Genomic DNA, 24288 nt, shown 5'->3' on the forward strand with positions numbered 1-24288 from the left:
ACCCTCGACAAAGCCCCAAACAAGCGACAGGCCTGACCTGTCGCTTCGGGATTGTGCACGCCGAAATCGACCTGATAGCCATACCGCAACTTCAAGCACCGACAGCACCGACAGCACCGACAAAAAAAATAATACAGGGAGCAAAAAATGAGCAATATCCATGCAACCGACACCCAGCGCTGCGAACGCATTCGGGCCAATCCGAAATTCATCAAATTAGTGCAGAGCCGTTCGCGCCTGGCGTGGTCGCTGAGCGCTGCCGTACTGGGCACTTACTACTCGTTCATGCTGGTGGTGGCTTTTGCCCCTCAGTGGCTGCATGCACCACTGGCCGAGAATCGCATGATGACCGTGGGCATGCCCGTGGGCGCAGCGATCATCATCTTCTCCTGGCTGCTCACCGGCTGGTATGTCTACAAAGCCAACACCCGCTTTGACACCTTGGGCGCTGAAGTTCTCGAGGAGAGCAAGTGATGACTACTCTGCGTAATGTGATCCTTGCCGGCCTCGGCCTTCTGCCTGCTTCACTTGTACTCGCAGGGCCCTCGCTGGCCGGCGCAGTGGAAAAACAGCCACTCAATCTGCATGCCATCGGCATGTTTTTCGTTTTCGTCCTGGGCACTCTCCTCATTACCTGGTGGGCAGCGCGACAAACTCACTCCACCTCCGATTTCTACACCGCTGGCGGTGGCATCACAGGGTTCCAGAACGGTCTGGCAATTGCCGGCGACTACATGTCTGCGGCAACCCTGCTGGGCCTTTCGAGCCTGGTGTTCGCCAAAGGCTACGATGGCTTCATCTATACCATTGGCTTCTTCGTGGGCTGGCCGATCATCACCTTCCTGATGGCCGAGCGCCTACGCAACCTGGGGCGCTATACCTTCGCCGACATCGTTTCGTATCGCCTTGACCAAAACAAGGTACGCATCTTCGCCGCCTTTGGTTCGTTGACGGTGGTGTGCTGCTACCTGATCGTGCAAATGGTCGGCGCGGGTCAGTTAATCAAGCTGTTATTCGGCCTCGACTACCCGGTGGCGGTAGTGATCGTCGGCGCACTAATGTTGGTCTACGTCATCTTTGGCGGCATGATCGCGACCACTTGGGTGCAGATCATCAAAGCCGTGCTATTGCTCGCGGGTGGCACCACGCTCGCGGTGATGGCTATGTCCCAGTTTGATTTCAGCTATGAGATGTTGGCGACCAAAGCCATCGAAGCTCATGCCAGCGGCTGGAACATCATGGGCCCCGGCGCCATGCTCGCCGATCCGATCAATACGGCCTCCATGTCTCTCGGCCTGGTATTCGGCATCGCCGGTCTGCCACACATCCTGATGCGTTTCTTCACCGTGCCGAACGCTAAGGAAGCACGCAAATCGGTGTTCTACGCTACAGGTTTCATCGGTTTCTTCTTCCTTGTGGTCTGTACCTTGGGCTTTGCCGCGATGGTGATCATTGGCACCGACCCGCAGTACTACGTCAATGGCCAGGTAGGCGGTACGTTGATCGGCGGCGGCAACATGGTCGCAATGCATTTGGCTAAAGCAGTGGGCGGCAACCTGTTCTTCGGCTTCCTCTCGGCCGTGGCCTTCGCCACCATCCTCGCAGTGGTTTCCGGTCTGGCCCTGGCCGGTGCTTCAGCCATTTCCCACGACCTCTATGCCACCGTACTGAAGAAAGGCAAGGCCACCGAGAAGCAAGAAATGCGCGTGACCCGCATGGCCACTGTCGGCCTCGGCATCATCGCCATTCTGCTGGGCATTCTGTTCGAGAAGATGAACGTCGCTTTCCTGGTCGGTCTGACCTTCGGCATTGCCGCTTCGACCAACTTCCCTGTCCTGATCATGGCCATGTACTGGAAAGGCCTGACAACTAAAGGCGCAATCCTCGGTGGCTTTGCCGGTCTGATCTGCGCGCTGGTGCTGGTGATCCTGTCGCCAGCAGTATGGGTAACCGTACTCGGCCACGCCAAGGCGATCTTCCCCTACGACCACCCGGCACTGTTCTCCATGCCGCTGGCCTTCCTGGTGATCGTCGTGGTATCCAAACTCGACCGCAGTGTCCGGGCAGACAATGAACGGGACGCCTACGCCGACCAGTTTGTGCGTGCACAGACCGGCCTCGGAGCCGCCAGCGCTTCCAGCCATTGATAGACGGGGCACGGCGCGCTCAAGCGTGGCCGTGCCAACCGTTCCGTGAACCTGAAGCACGTGTTGTCGGTAGCACCTGGGTAGCCACTGAAAAGCGAATGCGCGCCTGGCGCACTTCGTAAAGATTTGCGACTTCGCCAGCAAAACCCCAAAAAGTCCTGGCACGCAAAAAAATGCCGGAGTTATTCTCCGGCATCACATGAATCTTAATCCCCACCCTAATTGCTGGGCCGCCTTGGCAATACAGCCCAGCCATCTCCTCATTTCCTCAATCTCTCAATTATTTCCCGCACACCCAACCTCTCGTCGAACGGCGCGAAAAGGACGCGCGGAGCGACAAAACCTGCCGTCGTAAAACTGGCTAAAAATGTTCAACTTTGTTCATATCTGTGTAATATCTTGAATCATATGATGCTAACGTTAAACAAGTTCCCATTCCTCATATGGAATGATTCAAGGAGAAAAATTTCGTCGTACGGCTGGCCCGCTGGAGCTAACGGGCTCTCCGAGTTCACCACAAAGGATGTTCAATTCCACGGATAGACGAGGCCGTCATGTATAGAGTGAGTACGGGCTACGCCAGTGTGTTGGTGAATACACTTTCGGCCCAAGGTTTGGATGTCGCCAACCTGTGCCAGGACGCCGGGCTGGACATGGAAATCTTGGGCCAGCCGGCTACCTTTTGTCGGCGAAGAATTATGTACCGTCTATGGGACCTGGCGACGCAGGTCTCGGGCAATCCAGATATCGGCCTGAAAGCCTACGGACACGTACAACCGGGCAGTTTCCAGATCGTGGGTTACACGATGATGTCCAGCCTGAACCTGAAACGCGCCCTGGAGCGTTTAGTTCGTTTCAGCGCGTTGATTGGTACTGGATTCAGCCTGTTCTTTGTTCAGGAAGGGCAGAATTATCGCCTGTCCGGGCTTGACCTCCAGCAACCCGACTCGGTTAAACCCCGGCAGTACACCGATGCAGGACTTGCTTCGCTGCTCGGTTTTTGCCGCTGGCTTACGGGTGGACATCTTCCGCAACCCCTGAGTATAGAGTTCTCCTATCCAGAGCCCGAGAGCATCCTGGAACATCAGCAACTCTTTGCTTGTCCGTTAATTTTCGGGGCGGCTTATGACAGCATCGTGTTCGATGGGCAGGAACTGCTGCGTCCCTTGAGTATGGCGAATGAGGCATTAGCCACTCTCCATGACAGTTTTGCCGAGGCTCAGCTGGACCTGTTGTTCGGTTTCTCTATTCTTGGCCGGGTTCGCGCGATGATCACTCAGCGCTTGAGCCAAGGGCTGGGACCTGGATTCTTCGACATGGAGTCAATGGCTGCAGCGCTCCACATCAGCAAACGAACACTTCAACGAGCGCTTGAGAAGGATGGCGTGCAATACAAGGATGTCTTGAGCGATCTGCGCAGGCAAATGGCTGACTTCTATCTGCGCCACTCTCATTACAATATGAAGCATGTGGCCTATCTCCTTGGCTTCCACGACCACAGCAGCTTCCATAAAGCGTGCTGTCGCTGGTTCGACATGCCGCCTGGCCAGTACCGGACCGATGGATCGCCGCTCAAGGTCGAGGAAGAAAAGCGCCCCTCTGGCAGGACATTAGAGAAAGCACGAGAACCCGACAGGCAAGAGAGTGCGTACGCGTGGCCAGGGTTCCTGATGGGGGGTGATTATGCAGTGCAGCGCTCTACCTTCACCGGGCTTCTCGATAAGTAAACACTGCGTTTAATCCGTACTGAATGGATCAAGCTCATCAAGGCAGGTGAACCCGCTCCGTACGCAGGCCTCAGTACCTTAGGGTTTAACCCTTGGCACCACTCCGATCCGCGGCAGTAGCCATAGTAGGATAAGATGCTTGCGAACTAGGCTCGCAATGAGAAGCCCCGCATGACAGATAACAGTCGGAGCAACACCCGCCTGATCAAGAAATACCCCAATCGCCGCCTGTATGACACGTACACCAGCAGTCATTTGACGCTTGCGGATATACGCCAACTGGTCGTCGATAAAATCCCGTTCCAGGTGGTCGACGCCAAGACTGGCGAGGATCTGACTCGAAGCATCTTGCTTCAGGTGATTCTAGAAGCCGAAAGTGGCGGTGAACCGATCTTCTCCAGCGAGATGCTCATGGGGATTATCCAGTTCTACGGCCCCTTCCAGGGCGTCCTCGGCAGCTACCTGGATAAAAGCATCCAGACAGTTATCGACATCCAGTCGCAAACGGGTGCGCAGTCCTCTGAGGCGTGGAGCGAGTTCATGCACCAGCAGGCACCGGTCATGCAGGATTTGATGCGCCAATATGTCGACCAATCGAAGGCGCTCTACCTAAACACTCAAAACCTCTTCGGTTTGTTCGGCGGCACACCGCCAGGCCAGACTGGACCAAGCGCCGGACGAAAAAAAAATGGCGACGGGGAGTGAACCCGTCGCCATCCGCAAAGCTGTTCCAGCTTTGATTTGACTTACTTGCTACCGCCCGCTGCCTTGCCCGGTGCGGCTTTGCCAGCTGCGGTGGTCGCTGCGGCGAAGCCGCTCTGGGCAATGTCAGCAGCCTGCTTGGCAGCTTTCTGTGCGTTTTCATAAACGCTACCGGCATTCGCCAGCGTCGATTTGAACGCGGCCACGACAGGCTCAGAGCCAGCCGGCGCATTTTTGCTCATCACTTCAATGAATTCTTGCACTTGTTGAGTGCCCGCCTCGACTTGACCCTCAGTCAACTTGGCGATTTCCGACTGTGTGCCGACAATCAATTCTTGCATTTGACGATTGAACTCAGCAAGGCGTTCGGCCTGTACATGCGGCTGGATAAAGGATGCTTGCAGCTCCGCAAAGCCTTGAGGATCACGTACCGCCAGCAGCTTGCGAAAACCATCGAAGTATTCCTCGGTGGAAGCACGCAGAGTCTTGAACTGCAGTTGGCTAAGCTGCTCAACACTCGCGAAAACTTTGCCGCTGATTTGCTGCAGGAGGTCGAGGTTAGCTTTCTGAGCGTTTTGCAATTTTTCAGTATTAAACAAAGACATGCTTGAATCTCCTAGTACTGGAAGGCCGACATGGGCCTGAGGACGCGATAGCGATCCTGCTGAGTCATCGCGTTAGGCTTAATATTGCAGTGCACAATTTTATTTGGCAACCTTTTTTTGTGCACCGCAAAAAAGCTTTGCCCCTTCTGCAGCTATTCGTTATAACTCCTCCATAAACAGAATAGATCGGCCAAACCAAATCCCTTCCTGAGCAATGAAGGCTGAGGCAAGCCGCTTCTCATGCATACGGCCAGGAGAGCATCATGGATAATGACTATATTGTTGCGTCGCAGGATAAAGGGCTTTTCGTAAAACATGATGTACTCGAAAATCTAAGTCGACTGCAACACATGAATACCTCGAACGTCCTCGACGCCTCGCGCCAGCGTCAGGAAAAAACGTTTACACCACTCATCCAGGGCCAGCTAACGCAACCCACCCTTGATGACTGGCAGGAGTACTTCGCCGACCTCAGTCAACGCAGCCTGCTGTTCTGGGACACCCTGCGCCAGCGCGGCGACAACACACTGGTCCACCAGCGCGCCGGGTATCCGTTGCTGCTCAAGTTCAATCATGAAACGCTGATCGCTGGCTCGGATCTCCCCCGCCCCGTCAACTACTCGCTATTACGAATCCTCCCTGGAGCAGAGCAAAACATCGACAGCAGCAGCCAGCCAGTAATCATCATTGATCCGCGCGGTGGTCATGGCTCGGGCATTGGCGGCTTCAAACAAGATTCGGTAATAGGCGAGAGCCTCAGAGCGGGCCATCCCACCTACTTCATCGCCTTCAGTCACGCGCCCATGCCAGGGCAAACGCTGATGGATATCGTCGAAGCCGAAGCCCATTTCATCGAAGCCGTCAGCGCCCTCCATCCTGACGGCAGCAAACCTGTTGTGGTCGGCAACTGCCAAGCCGGCTGGGCGTTAATGGGGTTGGCTGCAACACACCCGGAGCTGCCGGGATTGATCATCATCAACGGTGCTCCTTTGTCGTACTGGGCCGGTGTCAATGGACGCAATCCAATGCGTTATACCGGCGGCCTGCTGGGCGGGGGCTGGACGACTCGCCTGGCCAGCGATTTGGGCAACGACCGTTTCGACGGCACCTGGCTGGTCAGCAACTTCGAGAACCTGGACCCCGCCAATACCTATTGGAACAAGTACTACCAGCTGTTCAGTCAAGTCGACAGCGAGGCTCCGCGCTTTCTCGATTTCGAACGCTGGTGGGGCAGCCCGAGCCTGCTGAATAGCGAAGAAATCGAAATGATTGTCGACAACCTTTTCATCGGCAACCATCTGTCTGGAGGGCTCGGACGCAAGACCCTCGGGCTTGACCTGAAACAGATCGAAGCACCGGTGGTGGTGTTCTGCTCGTACGGAGACAACATCACATCCCCACAACAAGCACTGAACTGGATAACCGATGTCTATCCCAGCGATCTCGCTTTGCAGTGTGCTGGACGCACCATCGTCTACCTGCAGCACGCCAGTATCGGCCATCTGGGCATCTTCGTATCCGGCAAGGTCGCCCGGCGCGAACACCGTGAACTGCTCGGGGCTGTCGACGCAATCAATGCGCTGCCCTCGGGGCTGTATGAAATGCTGATCGAGGATATCCCTGACCCATCGGGCAGCGATGATGCACGCTATCGCGTACGTTTCGAACCCAGGCGAATCGCCGATATCCATGATGAAGGCGAGCCGGCGCGTGATGACGATCGCGAATTCGCGCTGGTAGAGCGCGCCTCCGAAATCAATAGCTCGCTTTACGACGGGTTCGTACGCCCCTGGATGCGCCAGATGATCAATGAGCCCATCGCAGAACTGTTGCGCAAGACGCACCCGTTCCATCAACAACAGGTGGTATGGAGCAGTCTGAATCCGGCACTGTGGTGGCTCGCTGGCACCGCCGCTCAAGTGCACAGCGATCGCCGCCCCGCCCGCAAAGACAACCCACTGCTGGCGTGGCAGGACCTGTTCTCCAACCAGATGCAGGACGTCCTGAATGCTTATCGTGATGTGCGTGACGCATCCCTTGAACTGTGTTTCTACAGTGTGTATGGAGGGTTAAGCGCCCTTGTTGACAAGCAGCCTGCGCGGAATCTTCAGGAGCATGCCGAGCAGCAAGACAAGGTCCTGATCGAGCGTCTGCATGAGGCTCTAGCCCTCGGCGGTAGACTGGAAGCGCTGGTACGAATACTTTTCCTGATCGGCCGTGACAGCAAGAAAATCGACAAGCGCCGCGTCGAGCAACTGATCCAGCAGGGCCCTGTTCCAGTCGAGCACTACATCGACCCCATTGTTCTGCGCGAAACCATACGACTGCAGAACCTGCTGGTCTTTGTTCACCCGGAAGAAAGCTTGCGCAGCCTGCCCTTGCTGCTCCCGGAAACCGAAGCACGCCAGCAGATCCTGGCGGCCGTGGCGCTATTAGTACCTGAGTTGCTAACGACTATCGGTGCTGAAGGAAAACTCTGGTGTGAACTGCACTCGCTACTCGACATCCCCCTGCCAGGCCCTAGTCTGGCCCCGCAGCCAAGTGAAGCAGATGCAGTCAAGCTGGTAGCCCCTCCTGTAGCGACACAGCCGGCGCCGACACTCGCTACCACGGATGCAAGTCCAGCGCGCAAACCAGGAAGGGGAGTAACAAAACGGACCAAGCCGGAATAACGCGGGGTTATTGACAGAGGCAACTCATGCGCCGCGTCGGTCTTGCATCAGACCGACCCTGCGGAGTGAAACAAGCCCAACGTGAGAGCGCCTTCTCCAGCTTAAAGCCGGACATTATCGTGTAGCACAAGAACAAACTTATCAGCGCTCGGCACAGCCGGAACTTGCACCATCTATAGCGCCATGAATGATCTTTGGATCCAAAACAAGCACGGAATAATTACCAGTTATTATTGAAAATGATAGTCATTATTCATCAAACTTCAAACACAGATACCACGCAATCTCAACCAAATGACCCAAACGCCAGTTTGGCACCGTTGGACACTAAGCAGTCACCGCCAAACACTTCCTCATGCCCTGTCAATACAGAACAATTCACGTATTGCAGCGCAAAAATAGAGAAGGAAGTTCTTGTATGGAATCACGTAGCCGTATTGCAGTAGTAACAGGTGGGATGGGCGGTATTGGTACAGCTATCAGTCAGCGTCTGTACCAGGATGGATTTAGGGTCATTGTTGGCTGCAGCCCTAATTCCAGCCGAAAAAATGATTGGATAGCAAGTCAACTCGAAGGCGGTTATCACTTCGACTGCGTTGACACAGACATCACCGACTGGGAATCAACCCGCAAAACGTTCGAACTGGTGCGCGAGATGTGCGGCCCGATCGACGTACTGGTCAATAATGCGGGCATTACGCGCGACGCATCCTTTCGCAAGCTCACTCCCGAAGACTGGAACGCCGTTATCGGGACGAACCTGAGCGGACTATTCAATACCACCAAACAGGTTATTGAAGGGATGTTGGCGAAGGGCTGGGGCCGGGTCATCAACATCTCCTCCATCAACGGCCAGCGCGGCCAATTCGGCCAGACCAACTACTCCGCAGCCAAGGCCGGAACCCATGGTTTCACCATGGCGTTGGCCCGTGAAGTCTCAGGCAAGGGTGTGACGGTCAACACCGTATCCCCAGGCTACATCCAGACCAATATGACGGCGGCGATACGCCCGGACATTCTCGACGCCATGATCGCGGCAACCCCAGTCGGCCGCCTTGGCCTGCCCGCAGAAATCGCATCAATCGTTGCCTGGCTGGCCTCCGAAGAGTCCGCTTACAGCACCGGTGCCGACTTCTCGGTAAACGGCGGCATGAATATGCAGTAGTCCCGTCAGCGCATGGATGCGCTGATCCTGCTCGACGAATTTTGCCTTACCAATGAGGTCATGCATGAACGAAGTCGTAATTGTTGCTGCCACTCGTACCGCTATAGGCAGCTTCCAGGGTGCTCTTGCCGGAATTCCCGCCACCGAACTGGGTGCCGCCGTGATTCGCCACCTGCTAGAACAGACCGGTGTTAATGCGGCCCAGATAGATGAGGTAATCCTCGGACAGGTGCTCAGTGCTGGCGCCGGACAAAACCCGGCACGCCAGACGGCAATCAAGGCAGGCTTGCCACACACCACGCCCGCCCTGACCTTGAACAAGGTCTGCGGCTCCGGCCTCAAGGCTGTCCAACTCGCCGTCCAGGCGATCCGTTGCGGTGACGCGGAACTGGTGATCGCTGGCGGTCAGGAAAATATGAGTCTGGCTCCTTACGTCCTGCCCAAGGCACGCACAGGCCTGCGCATGGGTCATGCGCAACTACTCGACAGCATGATCCAGGATGGCCTATGGGATGCCTTCAACGACTATCACATGGGTATTACCGCCGAAAACCTGGCGCTAAAGTACAGCATTGGACGTGAGAAACAGGATGCCTTCGCCGCAGCCTCACAACAGAAGGCGGCAGCGGCCATTGAGTCCGGGCGCTTCAAGAGCGAAATCACCCCGATTCTGATTCCCCAGCGCAAGGGCAACCCGCTCATCTTCGATACCGACGAACAGCCGCGCGTCGATAGCACCGCACAAGCCCTGGCAACACTCAAACCCGCCTTCCTGAAAGAAGGCTCTGTGACCGCTGGCAACTCCTCGACCCTCAACGATGGCGCTGCCGTTTTGTTACTGGCCAGTGCCGCTAAAGCGCAGGCCCTGGGTCTACCGATCCTGGCACGGATCAAAGCCTATGCCAGCGCGGGCGTGGACCCGGCAATCATGGGTATCGGTCCCGTGCCGGCCACACGTCGCACACTGGAAAAAGCCGGCTGGAGCGTGGACGACCTTGATCTGATCGAGGCCAATGAAGCCTTTGCAGCCCAGTCGCTGGCAGTGGGTCAAGAGTTGGGCTGGGACACCAGCAAAGTCAACGTCAACGGCGGGGCTATTGCGCTCGGCCACCCGATTGGCGCGTCTGGAGCTCGGATACTGGTATCGCTGGTACACGAACTGATCCGCCGCGACGGCAAGAAAGGCCTGGCCACCTTATGCATCGGCGGAGGTCAAGGCGTCGGCCTGGCCATCGAGCGCTAGCCCGCACTCCCACTCCTGTTGCTGCACCGGACTCAGGCAGAGTCCGGTTTACTTTCTGCCCGATTCACCGCCCTGGGCAAGGAGCTCTATGAACAATAATTCGCATGCGTTCAACACCTATTGGTCTGGACAAGTTCCCTTTATCGCCTCTTTTGCGATGCAACAATTACGCCAGTGGGTCAGCAGCAATGACTGGTTTTCCGGGCACGACCACACTCCCTGGTTCGAGGTGCCTCGTGAAACACTGGACAACCTTCAGATGGACTACCAGCGTCAATGGGGGCAACTAGGCCAACAACTGCTGACCGGCCAACCCTTCAACTTTGATGATCGCCGCTTCTCCAGCGGAAACTGGAACGAGCCACTGTTCGGTTCCCTTGCCGCCTTTTATTTACTCAATTCCAACTTTCTCTTGAGGCTGCTCGACAGGCTTCCGATCGAAGAAGAAAAACCGCGCCAACGCCTACGCTACCTGGTAGAACAAGCCATTGCCGCCAATGCGCCCAGCAATTTCCTGACCAGCAACCCTGATGCTCTCCAGCGTGTAGTTGAAACCCAGGGTGCCAGCCTGTTCACAGGCATGATGCACTTGGCCAGCGATCTGCAGGAAGGCAAGATGCGCCAGTGTGACAGTGGTGCCTTCACGGTCGGTGTCGACCTCGCCACCACCCCAGGCGAAGTTATCTTCGAGAATGAGATTTTCCAGCTCATTCAGTACTACCCGCAGAGTGAAACGCAGTACTCGCGTCCTGTTTTCATCGTGCCGCCATCCATTAACAAGTACTACATCCTCGACCTGCGCCCAGACAACTCTGTCGTTAAGCATCTATTGGAACAAGGGCATCCAGTGTTCATAATGTCCTGGCGCAACTTCGGTCTGGAACACGCGGAAATAACCTGGGACGACCTGATCGAGCATGGCGTGCTCAAGGCCTTGCAGTTGACGCGAGAGATCAGCGGAGAGCAGCGGCCCAACTGCGTGGGCTTCTGCATAGGCGGCACATTGCTGAGTACCGCCCTGGCAGTACTCGCGGCGCGTGGTGATCACGACATCGGCAGCGTGAGCCTCTTGACGACGTTCCTCGACTACCTCGATACCGGACCGATCAGTGTGTTCGTCGACGAAAAGCTGGTGGCCTACCGCGAGCGCACTATCGGCGGCATGGACGGTCCATTCGGAGTGTTTCATGGCAAGGACATGGGCAACACTTTCTCCATGCTTCGCCCCAACGACCTGTGGTGGAACTACAACGTCGACAAATACCTCAAAGGCAACAAGCCTGTCCCACTGGATTTGCTGTTCTGGAATAACGACAGCACCAACCTCCCCGGCCCAATGTACTGTTGGTACCTGCGCCACACCTATCTGCAGAATGACCTGAAGTCAGGCGAACTGGAGTGTTGCGGAGTCAAACTCGACTTGCAGGCCGTCGATGCACCCGCCTACATTCTTGCAACCCATGATGATCATATCGTGCCATGGAGGAGCGCCTACGCCAGTACCGCCGTGCTTTCCGGAACCAAACGCTTTGTACTGGGCGCCTCCGGGCACATCGCTGGCGTCATCAATCCACCCGCAAAACAGAAACGCCATTATTGGACAAACAGCCGAGTCACTAAAAACCCCGACACCTGGTTCAAAGGCGCCGAACAGCAATCGGGAAGTTGGTGGAATGACTGGTTCGTCTGGCTGGCCAAACACGCCGGCGAACGCCAGACTGCAGTGGCAGACATGGGCAATGCGCAACACCCGCCACTGGAACCGGCACCAGGCCGTTATGTAATGCAATAACAGATTGCTCTGGCAACCGGGACCACGCTGCCTGAATCGATATTGCACAACAAGAGGTGGAGCCCGGTTCCGCCTCTATCAGGGCGCATCAAGCCACAACCTCACGCCTCGACAAGACCCTGACCCAACAGCGAACTCTTCAAAACAGGGGGCTCGGATTGCACCCGCATTCCTGATATCCAAACCGCGCCCGACAATTGAATTGTCCGCACGACTGGAGAACCGCTGTCTAAACGCCCGACAACTTCAGGCCTGCCGTATGGCAATTTAACAGCAGCCCTGTTCAAATAGGCGTTTTAAATGCAGAGATGACGATGATAGCCCTTACAGCGCTGAACACCTTTATCGTCATGGTGTCCGTCTTCATCCACTATGAACTGCTGCTTCGCCTCAACTCTCTCATGCCGAGGCTGAAGGTCTGGCACCGTTTCAGGATAGTCTTTGGCGTACTGGGCGCACTCACAGCGCACGCCGTCGAAGTGTGGATTTTCGCCCTGGCCTATTACTTTATGATCGAGTCAGGTCATTGGGGTACGTTAAGGGGAGATTTTGATGGTAGCCTGATGGACTGTGTTTATTTCTCGTTCACCACCTTCACCACGCTCGGCTTTGGTGACATTGAACCCCAAGGGGTTCTTAAGTTTCTGACGGGACTTGAAGCGCTGACCGGCTTGGTGCTGATTACATGGACGGCCTCCTTTCTTTTTATCGAGATGCAGAAGTACTGGAAGACTGCGTAGTCCGAACATACGTTCGGTGTCGTTATTTTCCACACGGCAGGGCAAACTCCTTAATGAAATCCGGCACATCATGATCTCTTCAGTCGTCATTCCTTCATGCACCGCCACCCCGAAGGACGCAACATGCAAGTGATGATTCTGGAAGATGACCCCTGGATCGCTGACATGCTTAAGCAGATTGTCTTGAATCTTTGCCCGGACGCGGCAATAGACATCTTTCACGAGGTACTGGCTGCCGACGAAGCGTGCAAGCGAACGTCTTATCAATTAGTACTCGCAGACTGGAACCTCTCCGATTCGACCGGTGTCCGCCTGCTTCACACCCTTCTAAAAAATAATCGCCCCGCCCCCCTGGTTGTGGTTACCGGCCGCGCCGATCGTGAGAATGTGCTGTCTGCGCGCTCGCTGGGGATCAGTACCTTTATTAGTAAGCCCTTCCAGGTACCGAGTGTGGTGGCTCGCCTGAAAAAGCTGTTACCCGACAGTGCAGAACGCTCACTCGAACCGCTAACGGAGCAAGACTTCATTGCCTTCCTTGGTCGCCTGTCCGCCGCGGAACTGGATATACCACTGCTGAGCAACGTCAAAGACACACTTCAGCTGATCCTCAAAGGTGAAGAACTGGATCTGCGCGAACTTGTAGAGAGCTGGCAGTATGACCCGGCCTTGAGCGCCCATCTGGTCGCCGCATCCAATAGCAGCGCCTATATCGGCGTTGGCCACCCCTATATGAGCCTGCCCGAGGCTTTGCAGCGGCTGGGCGGACCGACCAGCCTCAACATGGCCTTGTGTCTGGCATTGCGTCAAGCTAACGAGCAGAGCAGTCCTTTGGTGCAGACGCTGGCCCAAGCTCATCTGAACGACGCAGAAGCTCTCAGTAATCGAGTCACGCGCTTGGCGCGGGAATGCGGGGTTGATCCCGCGCCGCTTCAGTGCGCAGCCTTGTTGCACCGCATAGGAGAACTCTGCGTGATCTATCAGGCTCAAGCCTGGGAGCACAAAGGGCACAGCCTCAGCGAGAGCGCACTGACGCAAGCCATGCGCGAATTCAGCAACCCCTTTGCTATCAGCCTTAAAGCTCACTGGGGGCTGCCCATGGCTCTGCGGGACCTTATTGGCGCAGTCTACGTTCTGCCGCCAGCGCAATTTCGTCGAGAGAAAGTGCTTATGCGTTTGGCCGCAGCAGAAATCAATGGCGAGGAGCCGCGCAGCCTGGAGCGCCTGCGCCGCCTTGCCGGTCTTGCCTGAAACAACTCATGGGCTTGTCTTCGACCCTCACTGATCGGCAGATAACGCGTTTGATAGCGCAGCGGGGACCTGTTCCGGCGGATGCAGCGCACCGGCTAAAACGACCCGATTACGACCCGTTTGTTTTGCCGTGTAAAGCATGTTGTCTGCCATCTTCAAAACGTCGTCGACGCTGCCAGAGCTTAGCGGCCAGTGCGCAACACCCAGAGAGATAGTGATAGGCCCAACCGGGTCCATCCGCGCATCTTCTACTTGCTGTCGCAGACGCTCTGACACTCGGTGAGCTACCTCAGGTGAAGTAGCCGGCAAGAGAATAAGAAATTCCTCACCACCGACTCGGCAGAGCACATCACCCTCTCGAGTATTGACACGCATCAACGCCCCCAACCGCCTGAGTACTTCATCACCTGCATCATGGCCATAACTATTATTGACTCGCTTGAAGTGATCGATATCGAGTGCCACGACCGCGAAAGGACGACGTTCGCGCTCCAATCGCTCTAATGCAATATCAAGCACGCGACGGTTATGCAGCCCGGTGAGCGAGTCTGTTTGTGCATCGCTAGTAAGTTTGCCGATCTTTGCATGTAATAGCCGAATTCCGACGAGCATCACGTGCTTGAGTTGTGTCGATTCGTAGTACCACGACTTCACGCGCGCAATGCGCTCTGCCGCACCGGGCGTTTCCATCTCTTGGGCACTGTCGGCCAGTTGCAACAGGGGGCGGGAAATCAGGCGCGCGAGCCACCAAATGACGAGAAAGCCCAGCACGCTGAGCGGCAGCGTATTGAGAAGCACATCCAACATTAGATTATTAAGTGCGGTCAGTGTTGTATCCGTCTGCTGTTGCGCCACAATGCCCCAATGCGCTGAGGGTACGTTCGCATAACCGGCGAGTACGTCAATGCCCTGACTATTAATAAGGCGTTGCTTCCCGCTTTCTCCACGGATCACGGCCTCAATAGCCGGGTTGTCACGCACCACTTGACCCACCCGCATCTGATCAGGGTGATACAGCAGTCGCTGGTTCTGATCTACCACGTAAATATAAGAGCCATCGTGATAATACTGCTCGCCCAGCAAATCGTCCAAAATGCTCTTGTGTTTGAGATAAATTGTACCGCCGATGTAACCCAGGTAATGACCTTCACGATCAATGATCGGATGAGAAATGAACACCACCAGATTACCCGCAACGGAGATGTAAGGTTGGCTGATGAGTGGACGGCGCTTACTCAACGCCTCGACAGCACCGGGTGTGTTCAGCCTTCGCCCTTTGATTGGCAATGTTTCGGGCGAGACCGCACGTAACCAACCCTCTGCATCCGTAATCGCTATCGAGTTGAAACTATTGGTTTGTAGCCGTAACCGGGTGGCCTCGCTTTGCAACGCTTGCGGATTATCAAGCTGCTCACTCAATAACCCGGCGCTGTAGGCCAACTGCTGCGTCACGGTAGTAAGAAACACTTCGGTGCTATTGGCCAGCTTGGCTGCATACACACGGTTGGATTCCAGCGTGCTATCAATGAGCAACTGGCGCTGTACACAATAGCTTGCATACAGACTGTTGGTGAGCGTGAGAATGGCACTGAAAAACGCCAGAAAGAGAATCAGTCGTCTTAAGTTAATGCGAAAAAGGTGCTTGATTGACATACGCCAGCGCTCGAGCGGGCACCCCGTTTAAACGTTGCACCCTCAAATTATTTACGACAGAAAACACTCATCTTCCACTGTGTATTGGTCCCGACTGAGCACATCAGAGCTGTTGATACTCGCCGCCGCCGAAGCGGTTCTTGAATAGCACTTTAGTCGTAACTTTTTACGCGTGTAGCACGTGGTTAGCGCGTATAAATAATTGTAGCCAGCGTTCCTTGGGATGGCTTTACGATATCACTATACTGCGCCGGGTTATACCTATTTCATACTTCACATATCATCATTACACATGCCCCGCCGACTGCATTTTGACGCCAATGATTAAGACGCAATAATCGGATCCAATTCCGTCTCGCCGCCGCAATCAATATGCATTCAGCGAACCAAGTGCTATTCACGGAAGTTATACGAGTGTGGCAACTTGTCACCCGACTAAGTATCAAACCCGCCTCCAATGAAACGTTTAAGCCCCCTCTTTATTTTATTAACGTTATCAGAGAACGCCCGGTAAGGTCAGACTTCTTCATGGCCGCGCAAGCACAAACTGCACCCTAACTTCAAAGCCATCCTGTTTGTCTGTTGCGGGGGATGCGAGGCTCATTGTCGCCTCAACGCCTCGAACAATCGTTTGTGCGATTGCCAGCCCAAGACCGGAGCCGTTGGCCTCGCTGTTACCTCGCACGAAGCGCTCGGTGAGCCGCTCCAGAACCTGCGCAGGCACTGTCGAGCCCGCATTCACGACTGTTAGAAGCGCCTGACTCGACAAGCTCACCTCTACCGGCTGATCCGGCGCGCCATGCTTCAACGCGTTCTCGATCAGATTGCGTAAAAGGATGGCAAAGGCATCCGGGTCAATCGTTGATAACACGTCCCCCTCCGCAGGCAGGGTTAAATGAATCCGCTGCCCGGCAGTAGCGTTCAACTCTTCCGCTACATGGGCCAGCAGCGGGATAAGGTCTTGCGGGGCTTCAGATAGAAGCCCGCCCCCTTCGGCCTTGGCCAGTTGCATGAGCTTTTCCGAGAGCCGTGCCAACTCACGAAGCGAAGTCTCGATCTTTGCCGCGCGCACCTGCAATGGTCCGTCAGGCGCCTCGCGACGTAACCGCTGCATCTGCGCCAATGCCGCCGCCAACGGGGTGCGTAGCTCATGGGCGCTATTGGCAGTAAAGCTGCGCTCAGCCTCCAGCGCCCGACGAAGCCGCTCCATCAGATGATTGACCGCTTCGGCCAGCGGATCAATTTCTGCGGGCAATTGAGACACCTTAATGGGGGATAGATCGCCTACCCCGCGGGTCTCGATTGCGCGACGGTAAGCCAGGACGCTGCGCAGACTGAAGTGAACCAATAGCCAGGTTCCCAACAGGCTGATCGGGATGAGTATCAGCAATGGCAAGAGCAAGGCGAGTAACGCTTCCTGTGCAGCTTCGCGGCGATGCGCCAATGGCTCCGCGACTTCGATAAACACTGCTTCGCGCAGGGCGCTAACGGCATACAGACGGTACTTGCCAGTGGTGGCAAAGCCCTCAATCGGCTGGGCATTGAATACACTCGGGTCGGCATCGTGAGACTGCAACAACGTATTGCCCTTGGCATCCCGCACCAGATAGGTGAGGTATTCCTTATGCTCTCTCAGCCCCTCGATATGTTTCGACTCGCGAGACTCGCCACGATTACTGATTTCGAGTACGGCCAAGGGCAAAATCCGTTGAGCCGTTTCTTCCAGAGCACTGTCGAAGGCCTCATTCAGCTCATGTTGTACGACCAGCCAAGCGCCCGCCGTGCCCCCGAGCCAAAGCAATGTCATCCCCAGCGTCAGCCCAAGCCCCAGACGTTTTTGCAAACTGAAAGTAGTCTTCATAGGGGCATCAACCGGTAACCCATACCACGGACGGTTTCAATCAAATCGCGCCCCAATTTCTTGCGCAAACGACTGATGTACACCTCGATAGTGTTGCTTTCGATCTCGGCACCGAACGCATACAGACGCTCTTCGAGCTGCGATTTCGACAGCAGCGCACTCGGGCGCTGAACGAATGCTTCCAGCAGAGCCCATTCGCGAGCAGTCAAATCCACAATAGTACCGACACGCTGAACGGTGCGAGCAGTCATGTCGATGACCAGCTCTCCCACTTTCAGCTGTGGATTGGGATTACCACTGTACCGCCGTGCGACGGCGGCGACTCGGGCAGACAATTCAAACAGATCGAAGGGTTTTACCAGGTAGTCGTCGGCCCCCGCATTCAAACCGGCGATGCGCTCGGATATCTGGTCTTGAGCCGTGAGGATGATCACGGGCGTTACATCGCCAGCCGACCGCCGCTTGCGCAGAAAGTCCAGCCCGCGCCCGTCCGGGAGCATCAGATCCAGCAAAATCAGGTCATAGGCTGTCGTGCGTACGCTCGCCTCGGCGTGGTCAAGCCGTTGCACCCAGTCCACCGCATGGCCGTCATCGGCAATTTGCTCACGCACTGCGTCCCCAAGCCCCACCGCGTCCTCAACCAACAAAACCCGCATATCAACCCCTTCTGTGTTCGTTCCCAGCGCTGCACGTTAGCGGCTGCACCTGAATAAAACCTGAAGTACCGCTTCGAGCACGATTCAGGTTGCTGTCAGGGACTCCCGCTAGGGTATGCCACAGAGACTCAAGCGGGAGAGAAATCATGTTCAGTCACTCAAGCGTCCTTGCCCCGCAGCTGAAAACTACCTGATCAACTTTTTTCACGCCTTCAGGTTGCATTCAGCTAGCAAGGCCAGTATTCCGCCACAACGCTCTAACAGGAAACCCCACCATGAAAAAGATTGCTGCTGCAATGTGTCTCGCCGGTGCCGTCGCCCTGCCAGGGTTAGCCCAGGCGCGCGAAGTGACCTTGACCACCCAGTTAAAAAACTACAACGGCAACGATGCTTATCTGGCGTTTTATGTCACCGATGCCAATGGCAACTATCAGAAAACCCTCTGGGTCGCCGGAAGGAAAGCCAAGTATTACAAACACCTTCCTGACTGGGCTCGCGGCAGCGGGTTGAAGTCCAGTGAGTTTGACGGGGTCAGTGGTGCCAGCGTCGGTAGCGGGCGCACCCTGAAAGTCAGTGTAGAACTGGCTGACACCCTGATTGATGCGGGCTATCAGATCCGCATCGACAGCGCTGTCGAGAACAAACGCGAGGTTCGCGCTGACGTTGTCGTACCGCTGACGACTAAAGGTGCGGGCAAGCCTGCAACCGGCAACGGTTATGTAGAAACCTTTACCTACGACATGTGACTTCGGCACCTATTGGAGGCTGAACATGCTTCGCCAGTTTCATTCACTGCCCGGCCTTATCGCTGCCCTGCTGGTTATGGTGTTGGCCATCAGCGGCGCGATCCTGTCAATTGATCCAGCCATAGAACGAATGAACGCAACTGTGCCCGCAGTCGGCCAATTGAACGTTGCCGAGTTGGCGGGCCGGGTGGCGCATACCTATCCAGCGGTTGAACAAATTCGGCGCAGCGCTTCTGGCTCGATCATCGTTTACTACAACCAGGACGGTCAGGCGGGCGCCGAGCTTGTCGACCCCATGACCGGACAAGGCATTGCGCCCTATGCACCGTCAGCCTTCTCACGCTGGGTGAAAGACTTGCACAGGTCATTGCTGCTGGGCACGCCCGGCCATGCGATGTCAGGTATTGGAGCCTTGGTGATACTGATCCTGTCAGCCTCCGGCGCTGCATTGCTGGCAAGACGACTGGGCGGCTGGAGACAGATCCTGCGCCCGCTGCAGGGCAGTTTCAGCCAACGCTGGCACGCTGAAGTCGGGCGTTTCGCGATCCTCGGTCTGCTGCTATCCGCGTTGACGGGTATGTATATGTCAGCGGTGATGTTCGAGTTCATCCCTGACGGAACCCAGCAGGAGTCGGCTTTCCCGAGCACCATGAGTGGCGGTCGGGCAGCACCTGTCGAGACGTTGCCTGCGCTGCTGGCGACCGACCTTAATGATCTGCGCGAGCTAAACTACCCCAGTCCCGGCAACCCGACTGATGTGTTCTCGCTGCACACTGCCCAGGGCGACGGTTTTGTTGATCAAGCCAGTGGCGCGCTGCTGTCTTACCAGGCTCATGACAACGCCCGTGATGCCTATGAATTCATCTACCAGTTGCATACCGGCGAAGGCTTCTGGTGGCTTGGCCTGTTACTTGGCATTTGCGCGTTGAGCGTGCCGTTGATGAGCGTCACAGGCGCCCTGCTCTGGTGGCGCCGCCGTCAGTCGATGCCACACATCAGTCACAACAGTGGCGCACAGTCCGCTGACACGGTGATTTTGGTGGGCAGTGAAAACAACAGCACCTGGGGATTTGCGAAAACGTTACATGAGGCCTTGAGCCAAGCGGGTCACCGTGTACATACCGCTACCATGAACCAACTGGCGACTGAGTACCGCAGTGCCGAGCGCCTGTTTATTCTGACAGCGACTACCGGTGACGGCGACGCACCAGCCTCCGCCAGACAGTTTTTCAAACGACTGGCGAACGCACCTGTAAAACCGGGCCTTGGCTTTGCCGTACTAGGCTTTGGCGACAAGCAGTTTCCGAGCTTTTGTCAGTTCGCCAAGGATACGCAAGCCGCCATGCTTTCACACGGCTGGCAGCAACTGCTTGAACTTGAAACCATCAATCGACAATCAAGCCAGGAGTTCACACGTTGGGGGCATGCCGTCGGCCAATTGATCGGCCATGATCTGACGCTGGTGCACACGCCCGTTCAGCCGAAAACCCGCACCTTGCACCTGGTGGAACGCGTGGAGTACGGCGAACAGGTCAAGGCACCCACGCACATCCTGCGTTTCAAAGCCGTAGCGCCCTTGCTCGCACCGGGTTGGCTGGCGCGCCTGCGCAAGGGGGATGGGCTGCCTCATTTCGAAGCAGGTGATCTGGTCGGGATTCTGCCGCCTGGAAGCGTGCTGCCGCGGTTCTACTCACTGGCCAGTGGGTCAACCGATGGCATTCTGGAAATCTGCGTGCGCAAGCATCCTGACGGCGTGTGTTCCAGCCTCCTCCATGACTTACCAATTGGCTCGCAAATTGAAGCATTCATACAGCCCAACCCAGACTTCCGCCCTGCCTCCGGGAGCGCTCCGGTGATTCTCATTGGTGCCGGCACCGGTATCGGTCCTTTAGCAGGCTTCATCCGTAACAACACCGCCAGACACCCGATGCACCTATATTGGGGTGGCCGCCACCCGGCATCGGACTTCCTCTATGAGCCACAGCTCAATGGCTACCTGGCGGACCAGCGACTCACCAAGTTGCAAGCGGCTTTTTCACAGGTACACGACCGCAGCTATGTACAAGACCGGATCATCGGCGACGCCCTGCAGATGCGCCGTTTGATTGAAAAAGGCGCTCAGGTGTTGGTATGCGGCAGTCGGGAAATGGCGAAAAGCGTGATGCGCGCGCTCGATGAAGTCCTGGCACCGCTTAACCTGACCGTGCTGACACTCAAGGCACAAGGACGCTACCGTGAAGATGTCTACTGACTATCAGCCCTCCCCTGCCGACCGACACAGTCTCAGCGGAGAGACCATGGGCACGCGCTACACAGCGCTGTTCTATGCCAAGCCAGAGGTGGACGAGACTGCCATTGGCAAAGGTCTGTTCGAGGCTGTCGACAACGTGGACAGGCAGATGTCGACGTGGAAGCCGGAGTCTGACCTCAACCTGCTAAACGCTGCACCCGAGAATGAATGGTGTGCCCTGCCCAAAGAGCTGACCACCGTACTGACAACAGCTTTACGTATCAGCCAACAATCCAACGGTGCATTTGATATCGCAGTGGGCGATCTGGTGAATGCCTGGGGCTTTGGTCCCGGCGAGCATCAACCCACTGCACAACAGATCAGCGCGCTAAAACACCGGGTGCGACTGCCTGCAACGCAAGCACTCGAGATAGATACGCTTCGTGGCCAGGCCCGTAAACGTGCAGCGACGACGCTTGATCTCTCAGGCATTGCCAAAGGCTTTGCCGTGGATGAACTGGCACGCTGCCTCGACAGCTGGGGAATAACAAACTATCTGGTGGGGATTGACGGCGAAATGCGCTCACGCGGGCTCAAACCTGATGGACAGCCCTGGGTGGTTGCGATTGAACGGCCCCGCCGGGGAACTCGTGAAGTCATGGGCATCATGGAACTCAGCGATGCGGCCATTGCTACCTCCGGAGACTATCGGCATTGGGTCGAAGTTGATGGACAGCTGTACTCGCACACCATGCACCCCTCGCGCGGAACACCCCTGACCAACAAACTAGCTGCAGTGACCGTGGTCGCATCAAGTTGCATGCTCGCCGATGCATGGGCCACTGCACTGATGGTACTCGGCGAAGAGGCAGGTCCTGAACTGGCCCAAGCACGGGGCATGGACGCATTATTTGTATTGCGCGACGGGGAAGCATTCAGGGAAATATCCATTGTTGCCGGGCGTCTTCAGACGACCCTTGAAACTCGCGAATAAAACATAGCCCCTTCACGCTCTTTATGCGCTACGTTATCTTTAGCATTGACGCCTTCTCTGCGAGCGTAATTCATAAATGAAATTCATGCGCAAACATTCCGAGGCCCATAGAAGTGAGCGAATTGGTTGGCTTCGCGCAGCTGTATTGGGTGCCAACGACGGTATTGTGTCGACCGCCAGCCTTTTAATCGGGGTGGCCGCCGCCCACGCCACACACAGTACTTTACTGGTGACCGGTATTGCAGGACTGGTCGCAGGCGCCATGTCCATGGCCGCTGGAGAATATGTTTCTGTGCACTCTCAGGCCGATACCGAGCGAGCGGATCTAGTGCGCGAGCAAACCGAGCTTGAAAAGGATCCGCTTGCTGAACATTCTGAGTTGGCGTCCATTTACATGGCTCGTGGTATTGAACCTGATCTCGCCAGGACAGTGGCAACGCAATTAATGGCACACGACGCTCTGGGTTCACACGCGCGCGACGAGCTCGGGATTTCTGACGCGCTCAGCGCAAAACCACTGCAGGCAGCATTGGCATCGGCGGCCAGTTTTTTTGTCGGCGCAGCCTTGCCACTGATCGTTACGTTTATTGCACCCGCTCAAAGCGTTATCCCGTGGATATCAGGGATGTCACTTCTATTTCTGGCAACGCTCGGCGGTATAGCGGCGAAAGCCGGAGGCGCCAGCGTTCCAACAGGCGCGTGGCGAGTGACCTTTTGGGGGGCACTTGCCATGGCTATTACCGCGCTGGTGGGCACCTCATTCGGTGCAGTTGTCTAATAATTCATGCGCAAAAAAAAGGGAGCCTAGGCTCCCTTTCTTAAACGACTGATATGCCAGATAGTCGTAATCTGTCAGTCAGGTATCATGCCGTGGTATTGATTCTCGTGCCCACACTGCCAGAGGTTGCTTTAGGCATCTCTACTTCGCCTGCTTTGCTACCGTCGTGATCGCCGTCACTGTCCATGGCAACCGTTTTGACCTGTTGAGCGGACACAGGAGCAGTTCTAATGATCGGCGTACTCGTCGAACTTCCAATTGCAGATGTCATATACATCTCCGATAACTATCAAGTGAGTGCAATAATTTAATTGCTACTAAATGTAACTCAATTTGAGTGAAATTTATGTCAATTGGCCACACTTTTTTTCAAACCGATCATTCATGCACCGCAATTGTGAGCTTTGGCCCGCAGTTCGATGTTGTCTAGATGACTTTATCAATCCTTGCGTAGAACGTAGACCCTCCACATGTCATACAAGGGAATAAAGTCGAGGCGTTTCTGAATACGAAACCCCGCCTCTTTGAACTCGCGCTCGGCAGTTTCCCGTGGGATGACGAACCGCTTTTGGTAATCGCTCTTATCTCCCCCTGCGCGCCGACATGCCTCTTGACGTTTACGCTTCCAGGATTTGAAGTTGCCGTCCACCCACAAGGAAATGATTAGTGTTTCCCGAGTAGCCCGATAGAACTCCTTGAGCACAGTCAAGCGGTGTTGTCGTTCACCTATATGGTGCAGCAAACGCATGCAGAAAATGCTGTCTACCGAATTGTCGGGCAAGTCGATCTCAAACGCTGACATTTGCAAGGCGCGTACTCGCTTGACCACCTCCGCCGATTGCGATTTGCATGCGGTCTCGATCATGTCCGCAGAGTGATCCGCACCGATAATGACTCGATTAGACTTTTCCGCCAACAGAGGCCAGAACCGCCCCGCTCCGCACGGAAGATCAAGAACCAGTCCCGGCTCACCGGCCAGGGAAAGTGCCTTGCGCGCGAGGTGCTCATTGCGCAGGTGAAACAGCCTGCGAGCAAGCCCATCCTGATGTTTCAAAAAATACTGCGACACCTGCTCCTGATCGTACTTTTCAGAAAACTTCAGTTTGATGGGGTCGCTCATGGTGCTCTCCAATTGCTCATGAGTCGTACGCTACTTAAGCATTAGTCGCAGCGAGGTCAAACACGTGTGAAAGATTTGTGAGACCCCTGTGACATCAACGTTTTATCCACGACCAAAAGCCGCCATGTTGCGTGCGTGCCGCGCAGCGCTGTCAAGATTGATTGTCCAGACTGGGGACTGATCAAGATCAAAACGAGATTTTTCACTCC

At 55.7% G+C, this 24288-nt stretch carries 20 protein-coding genes; 14 read left to right on the forward strand and 6 right to left on the reverse strand.

Features of this window, described 5'->3' with window-relative positions:
- The first annotated feature begins 147 nt into the window (after positions 1 to 147).
- From RGU44_RS08600 to phaR, 4 genes are all read left to right on the forward strand, one after another.
- A complete protein-coding gene (locus RGU44_RS08600; protein WP_322178944.1) occupies positions 148 to 474 on the forward strand; it encodes a DUF485 domain-containing protein in 327 nt (108 codons plus the stop codon).
- A complete protein-coding gene (locus RGU44_RS08605) occupies positions 474 to 2147 on the forward strand; it encodes a cation acetate symporter (protein WP_322178943.1) in 1674 nt (557 codons plus the stop codon). Before RGU44_RS08600 ends, RGU44_RS08605 begins: the two co-directional genes overlap by 1 nt.
- Before the next feature lie 554 nt (positions 2148 to 2701).
- A complete protein-coding gene (locus tag RGU44_RS08610) occupies positions 2702 to 3874 on the forward strand; it encodes an AraC family transcriptional regulator (protein WP_322216642.1) in 1173 nt (390 codons plus the stop codon).
- 171 nt (positions 3875 to 4045) lie between these two features.
- Entirely contained in the window at positions 4046 to 4579 is a 534-nt protein-coding gene (gene phaR, locus RGU44_RS08615) for a polyhydroxyalkanoate synthesis repressor PhaR (RefSeq protein ID WP_322178941.1), read from the forward strand.
- A 41-nt stretch (positions 4580 to 4620) separates the two neighbouring features.
- Here the strand turns inward: phaR and RGU44_RS08620 are convergent, their stop codons facing one another.
- Positions 4621 to 5181 carry a phasin family protein gene (locus RGU44_RS08620; RefSeq protein ID WP_322178940.1) on the reverse strand — a complete coding sequence of 187 codons (561 nt, stop codon included), beginning with the start codon at positions 5179 to 5181 and terminating at the stop codon, positions 4621 to 4623.
- Positions 5182 to 5444: 263 nt separating this feature from the next.
- Between RGU44_RS08620 and RGU44_RS08625 the strand changes: the two genes are divergently transcribed.
- The 6 genes from RGU44_RS08625 to RGU44_RS08650 all read left to right on the forward strand — a co-directional run bounded on the left by RGU44_RS08625 (position 5445) and on the right by RGU44_RS08650 (position 14041).
- Positions 5445 to 7853, forward strand: a complete 2409-nt coding sequence (locus tag RGU44_RS08625; RefSeq protein ID WP_322178939.1) for a DUF3141 domain-containing protein — start codon at positions 5445 to 5447, stop codon at positions 7851 to 7853.
- A gap of 418 nt (positions 7854 to 8271) precedes the next feature.
- Positions 8272 to 9018 carry an acetoacetyl-CoA reductase gene (phbB, locus tag RGU44_RS08630; protein WP_322178938.1) on the forward strand — a complete coding sequence of 249 codons (747 nt, stop codon included), beginning with the start codon at positions 8272 to 8274 and terminating at the stop codon, positions 9016 to 9018.
- Between the two features lie 64 nt (positions 9019 to 9082).
- Positions 9083 to 10261, forward strand: coding sequence for an acetyl-CoA C-acetyltransferase (locus RGU44_RS08635; RefSeq protein WP_322216644.1), 1179 nt, complete (start codon positions 9083 to 9085; stop codon positions 10259 to 10261).
- Between the two features lie 88 nt (positions 10262 to 10349).
- The gene (phaC, locus tag RGU44_RS08640) at positions 10350 to 12053 is read left to right on the forward strand and encodes a class I poly(R)-hydroxyalkanoic acid synthase (protein WP_322216647.1); all 1704 of its coding nucleotides are present in this window, start codon (positions 10350 to 10352) and stop codon (positions 12051 to 12053) included.
- Positions 12054 to 12367: 314 nt separating this feature from the next.
- Positions 12368 to 12793: a potassium channel family protein gene (locus RGU44_RS08645; protein ID WP_322178937.1), complete on the forward strand. Its 426-nt coding sequence runs from the start codon at positions 12368 to 12370 to the stop codon at positions 12791 to 12793.
- Positions 12794 to 12916: 123 nt separating this feature from the next.
- Positions 12917 to 14041, forward strand: a complete 1125-nt coding sequence (locus tag RGU44_RS08650; protein WP_322178936.1) for an HDOD domain-containing protein — start codon at positions 12917 to 12919, stop codon at positions 14039 to 14041.
- A gap of 27 nt (positions 14042 to 14068) precedes the next feature.
- On the opposite strand, the gene RGU44_RS08655 is transcribed toward RGU44_RS08650, so the two are convergent.
- From RGU44_RS08655 to RGU44_RS08665, 3 genes are all read right to left on the reverse strand, one after another.
- A complete protein-coding gene (locus RGU44_RS08655) occupies positions 14069 to 15694 on the reverse strand; it encodes a sensor domain-containing diguanylate cyclase (protein ID WP_322216650.1) in 1626 nt (541 codons plus the stop codon).
- Between the two features lie 526 nt (positions 15695 to 16220).
- On the reverse strand, positions 16221 to 17555 hold the full coding sequence (locus RGU44_RS08660) for a HAMP domain-containing sensor histidine kinase (RefSeq protein WP_322178934.1): 1335 nt from the start codon (positions 17553 to 17555) through the stop codon (positions 16221 to 16223).
- Entirely contained in the window at positions 17552 to 18211 is a 660-nt protein-coding gene (locus RGU44_RS08665; protein WP_322178933.1) for a response regulator transcription factor, read from the reverse strand. The genes RGU44_RS08660 and RGU44_RS08665 overlap by 4 nt, the downstream gene beginning before the upstream one ends.
- Positions 18212 to 18486: 275 nt before the next feature.
- Here RGU44_RS08665 and RGU44_RS08670 point away from each other — a divergent pair, with 275 nt between their 5' ends.
- The 4 genes from RGU44_RS08670 (at position 18487) to RGU44_RS08685 (ending at position 22959) form a co-directional block, all read left to right on the forward strand.
- Positions 18487 to 18957 (forward strand): DUF2271 domain-containing protein, encoded by a 471-nt coding sequence (locus RGU44_RS08670; protein WP_322216654.1) that lies wholly within the window; start codon positions 18487 to 18489, stop codon positions 18955 to 18957.
- 25 nt (positions 18958 to 18982) lie between these two features.
- Entirely contained in the window at positions 18983 to 21208 is a 2226-nt protein-coding gene (locus RGU44_RS08675; RefSeq protein WP_322216657.1) for a PepSY domain-containing protein, read from the forward strand.
- Positions 21198 to 22181 (forward strand): FAD:protein FMN transferase, encoded by a 984-nt coding sequence (locus RGU44_RS08680; protein WP_322217793.1) that lies wholly within the window; start codon positions 21198 to 21200, stop codon positions 22179 to 22181. Before RGU44_RS08675 ends, RGU44_RS08680 begins: the two co-directional genes overlap by 11 nt.
- 76 nt (positions 22182 to 22257) lie before the next feature.
- Positions 22258 to 22959: a VIT family protein gene (locus tag RGU44_RS08685; RefSeq protein WP_322178930.1), complete on the forward strand. Its 702-nt coding sequence runs from the start codon at positions 22258 to 22260 to the stop codon at positions 22957 to 22959.
- 85 nt (positions 22960 to 23044) lie between these two features.
- On the opposite strand, the gene RGU44_RS08690 is transcribed toward RGU44_RS08685, so the two are convergent.
- Together RGU44_RS08690 and RGU44_RS08695 are read right to left on the reverse strand one after the other, a co-directional pair.
- Entirely contained in the window at positions 23045 to 23230 is a 186-nt protein-coding gene (locus RGU44_RS08690) for a hypothetical protein (protein WP_322178929.1), read from the reverse strand.
- A 168-nt stretch (positions 23231 to 23398) separates the two neighbouring features.
- The gene (locus tag RGU44_RS08695; protein WP_322178928.1) at positions 23399 to 24079 is read right to left on the reverse strand and encodes a class I SAM-dependent methyltransferase; all 681 of its coding nucleotides are present in this window, start codon (positions 24077 to 24079) and stop codon (positions 23399 to 23401) included.
- Positions 24080 to 24288: the final 209 nt, after the last annotated feature.

Origin of the sequence: Pseudomonas sp. 5C2 (assembly GCF_034314155.1) — a bacterium.
Classification (GTDB): Bacteria; Pseudomonadota; Gammaproteobacteria; order Pseudomonadales; family Pseudomonadaceae; genus Aquipseudomonas.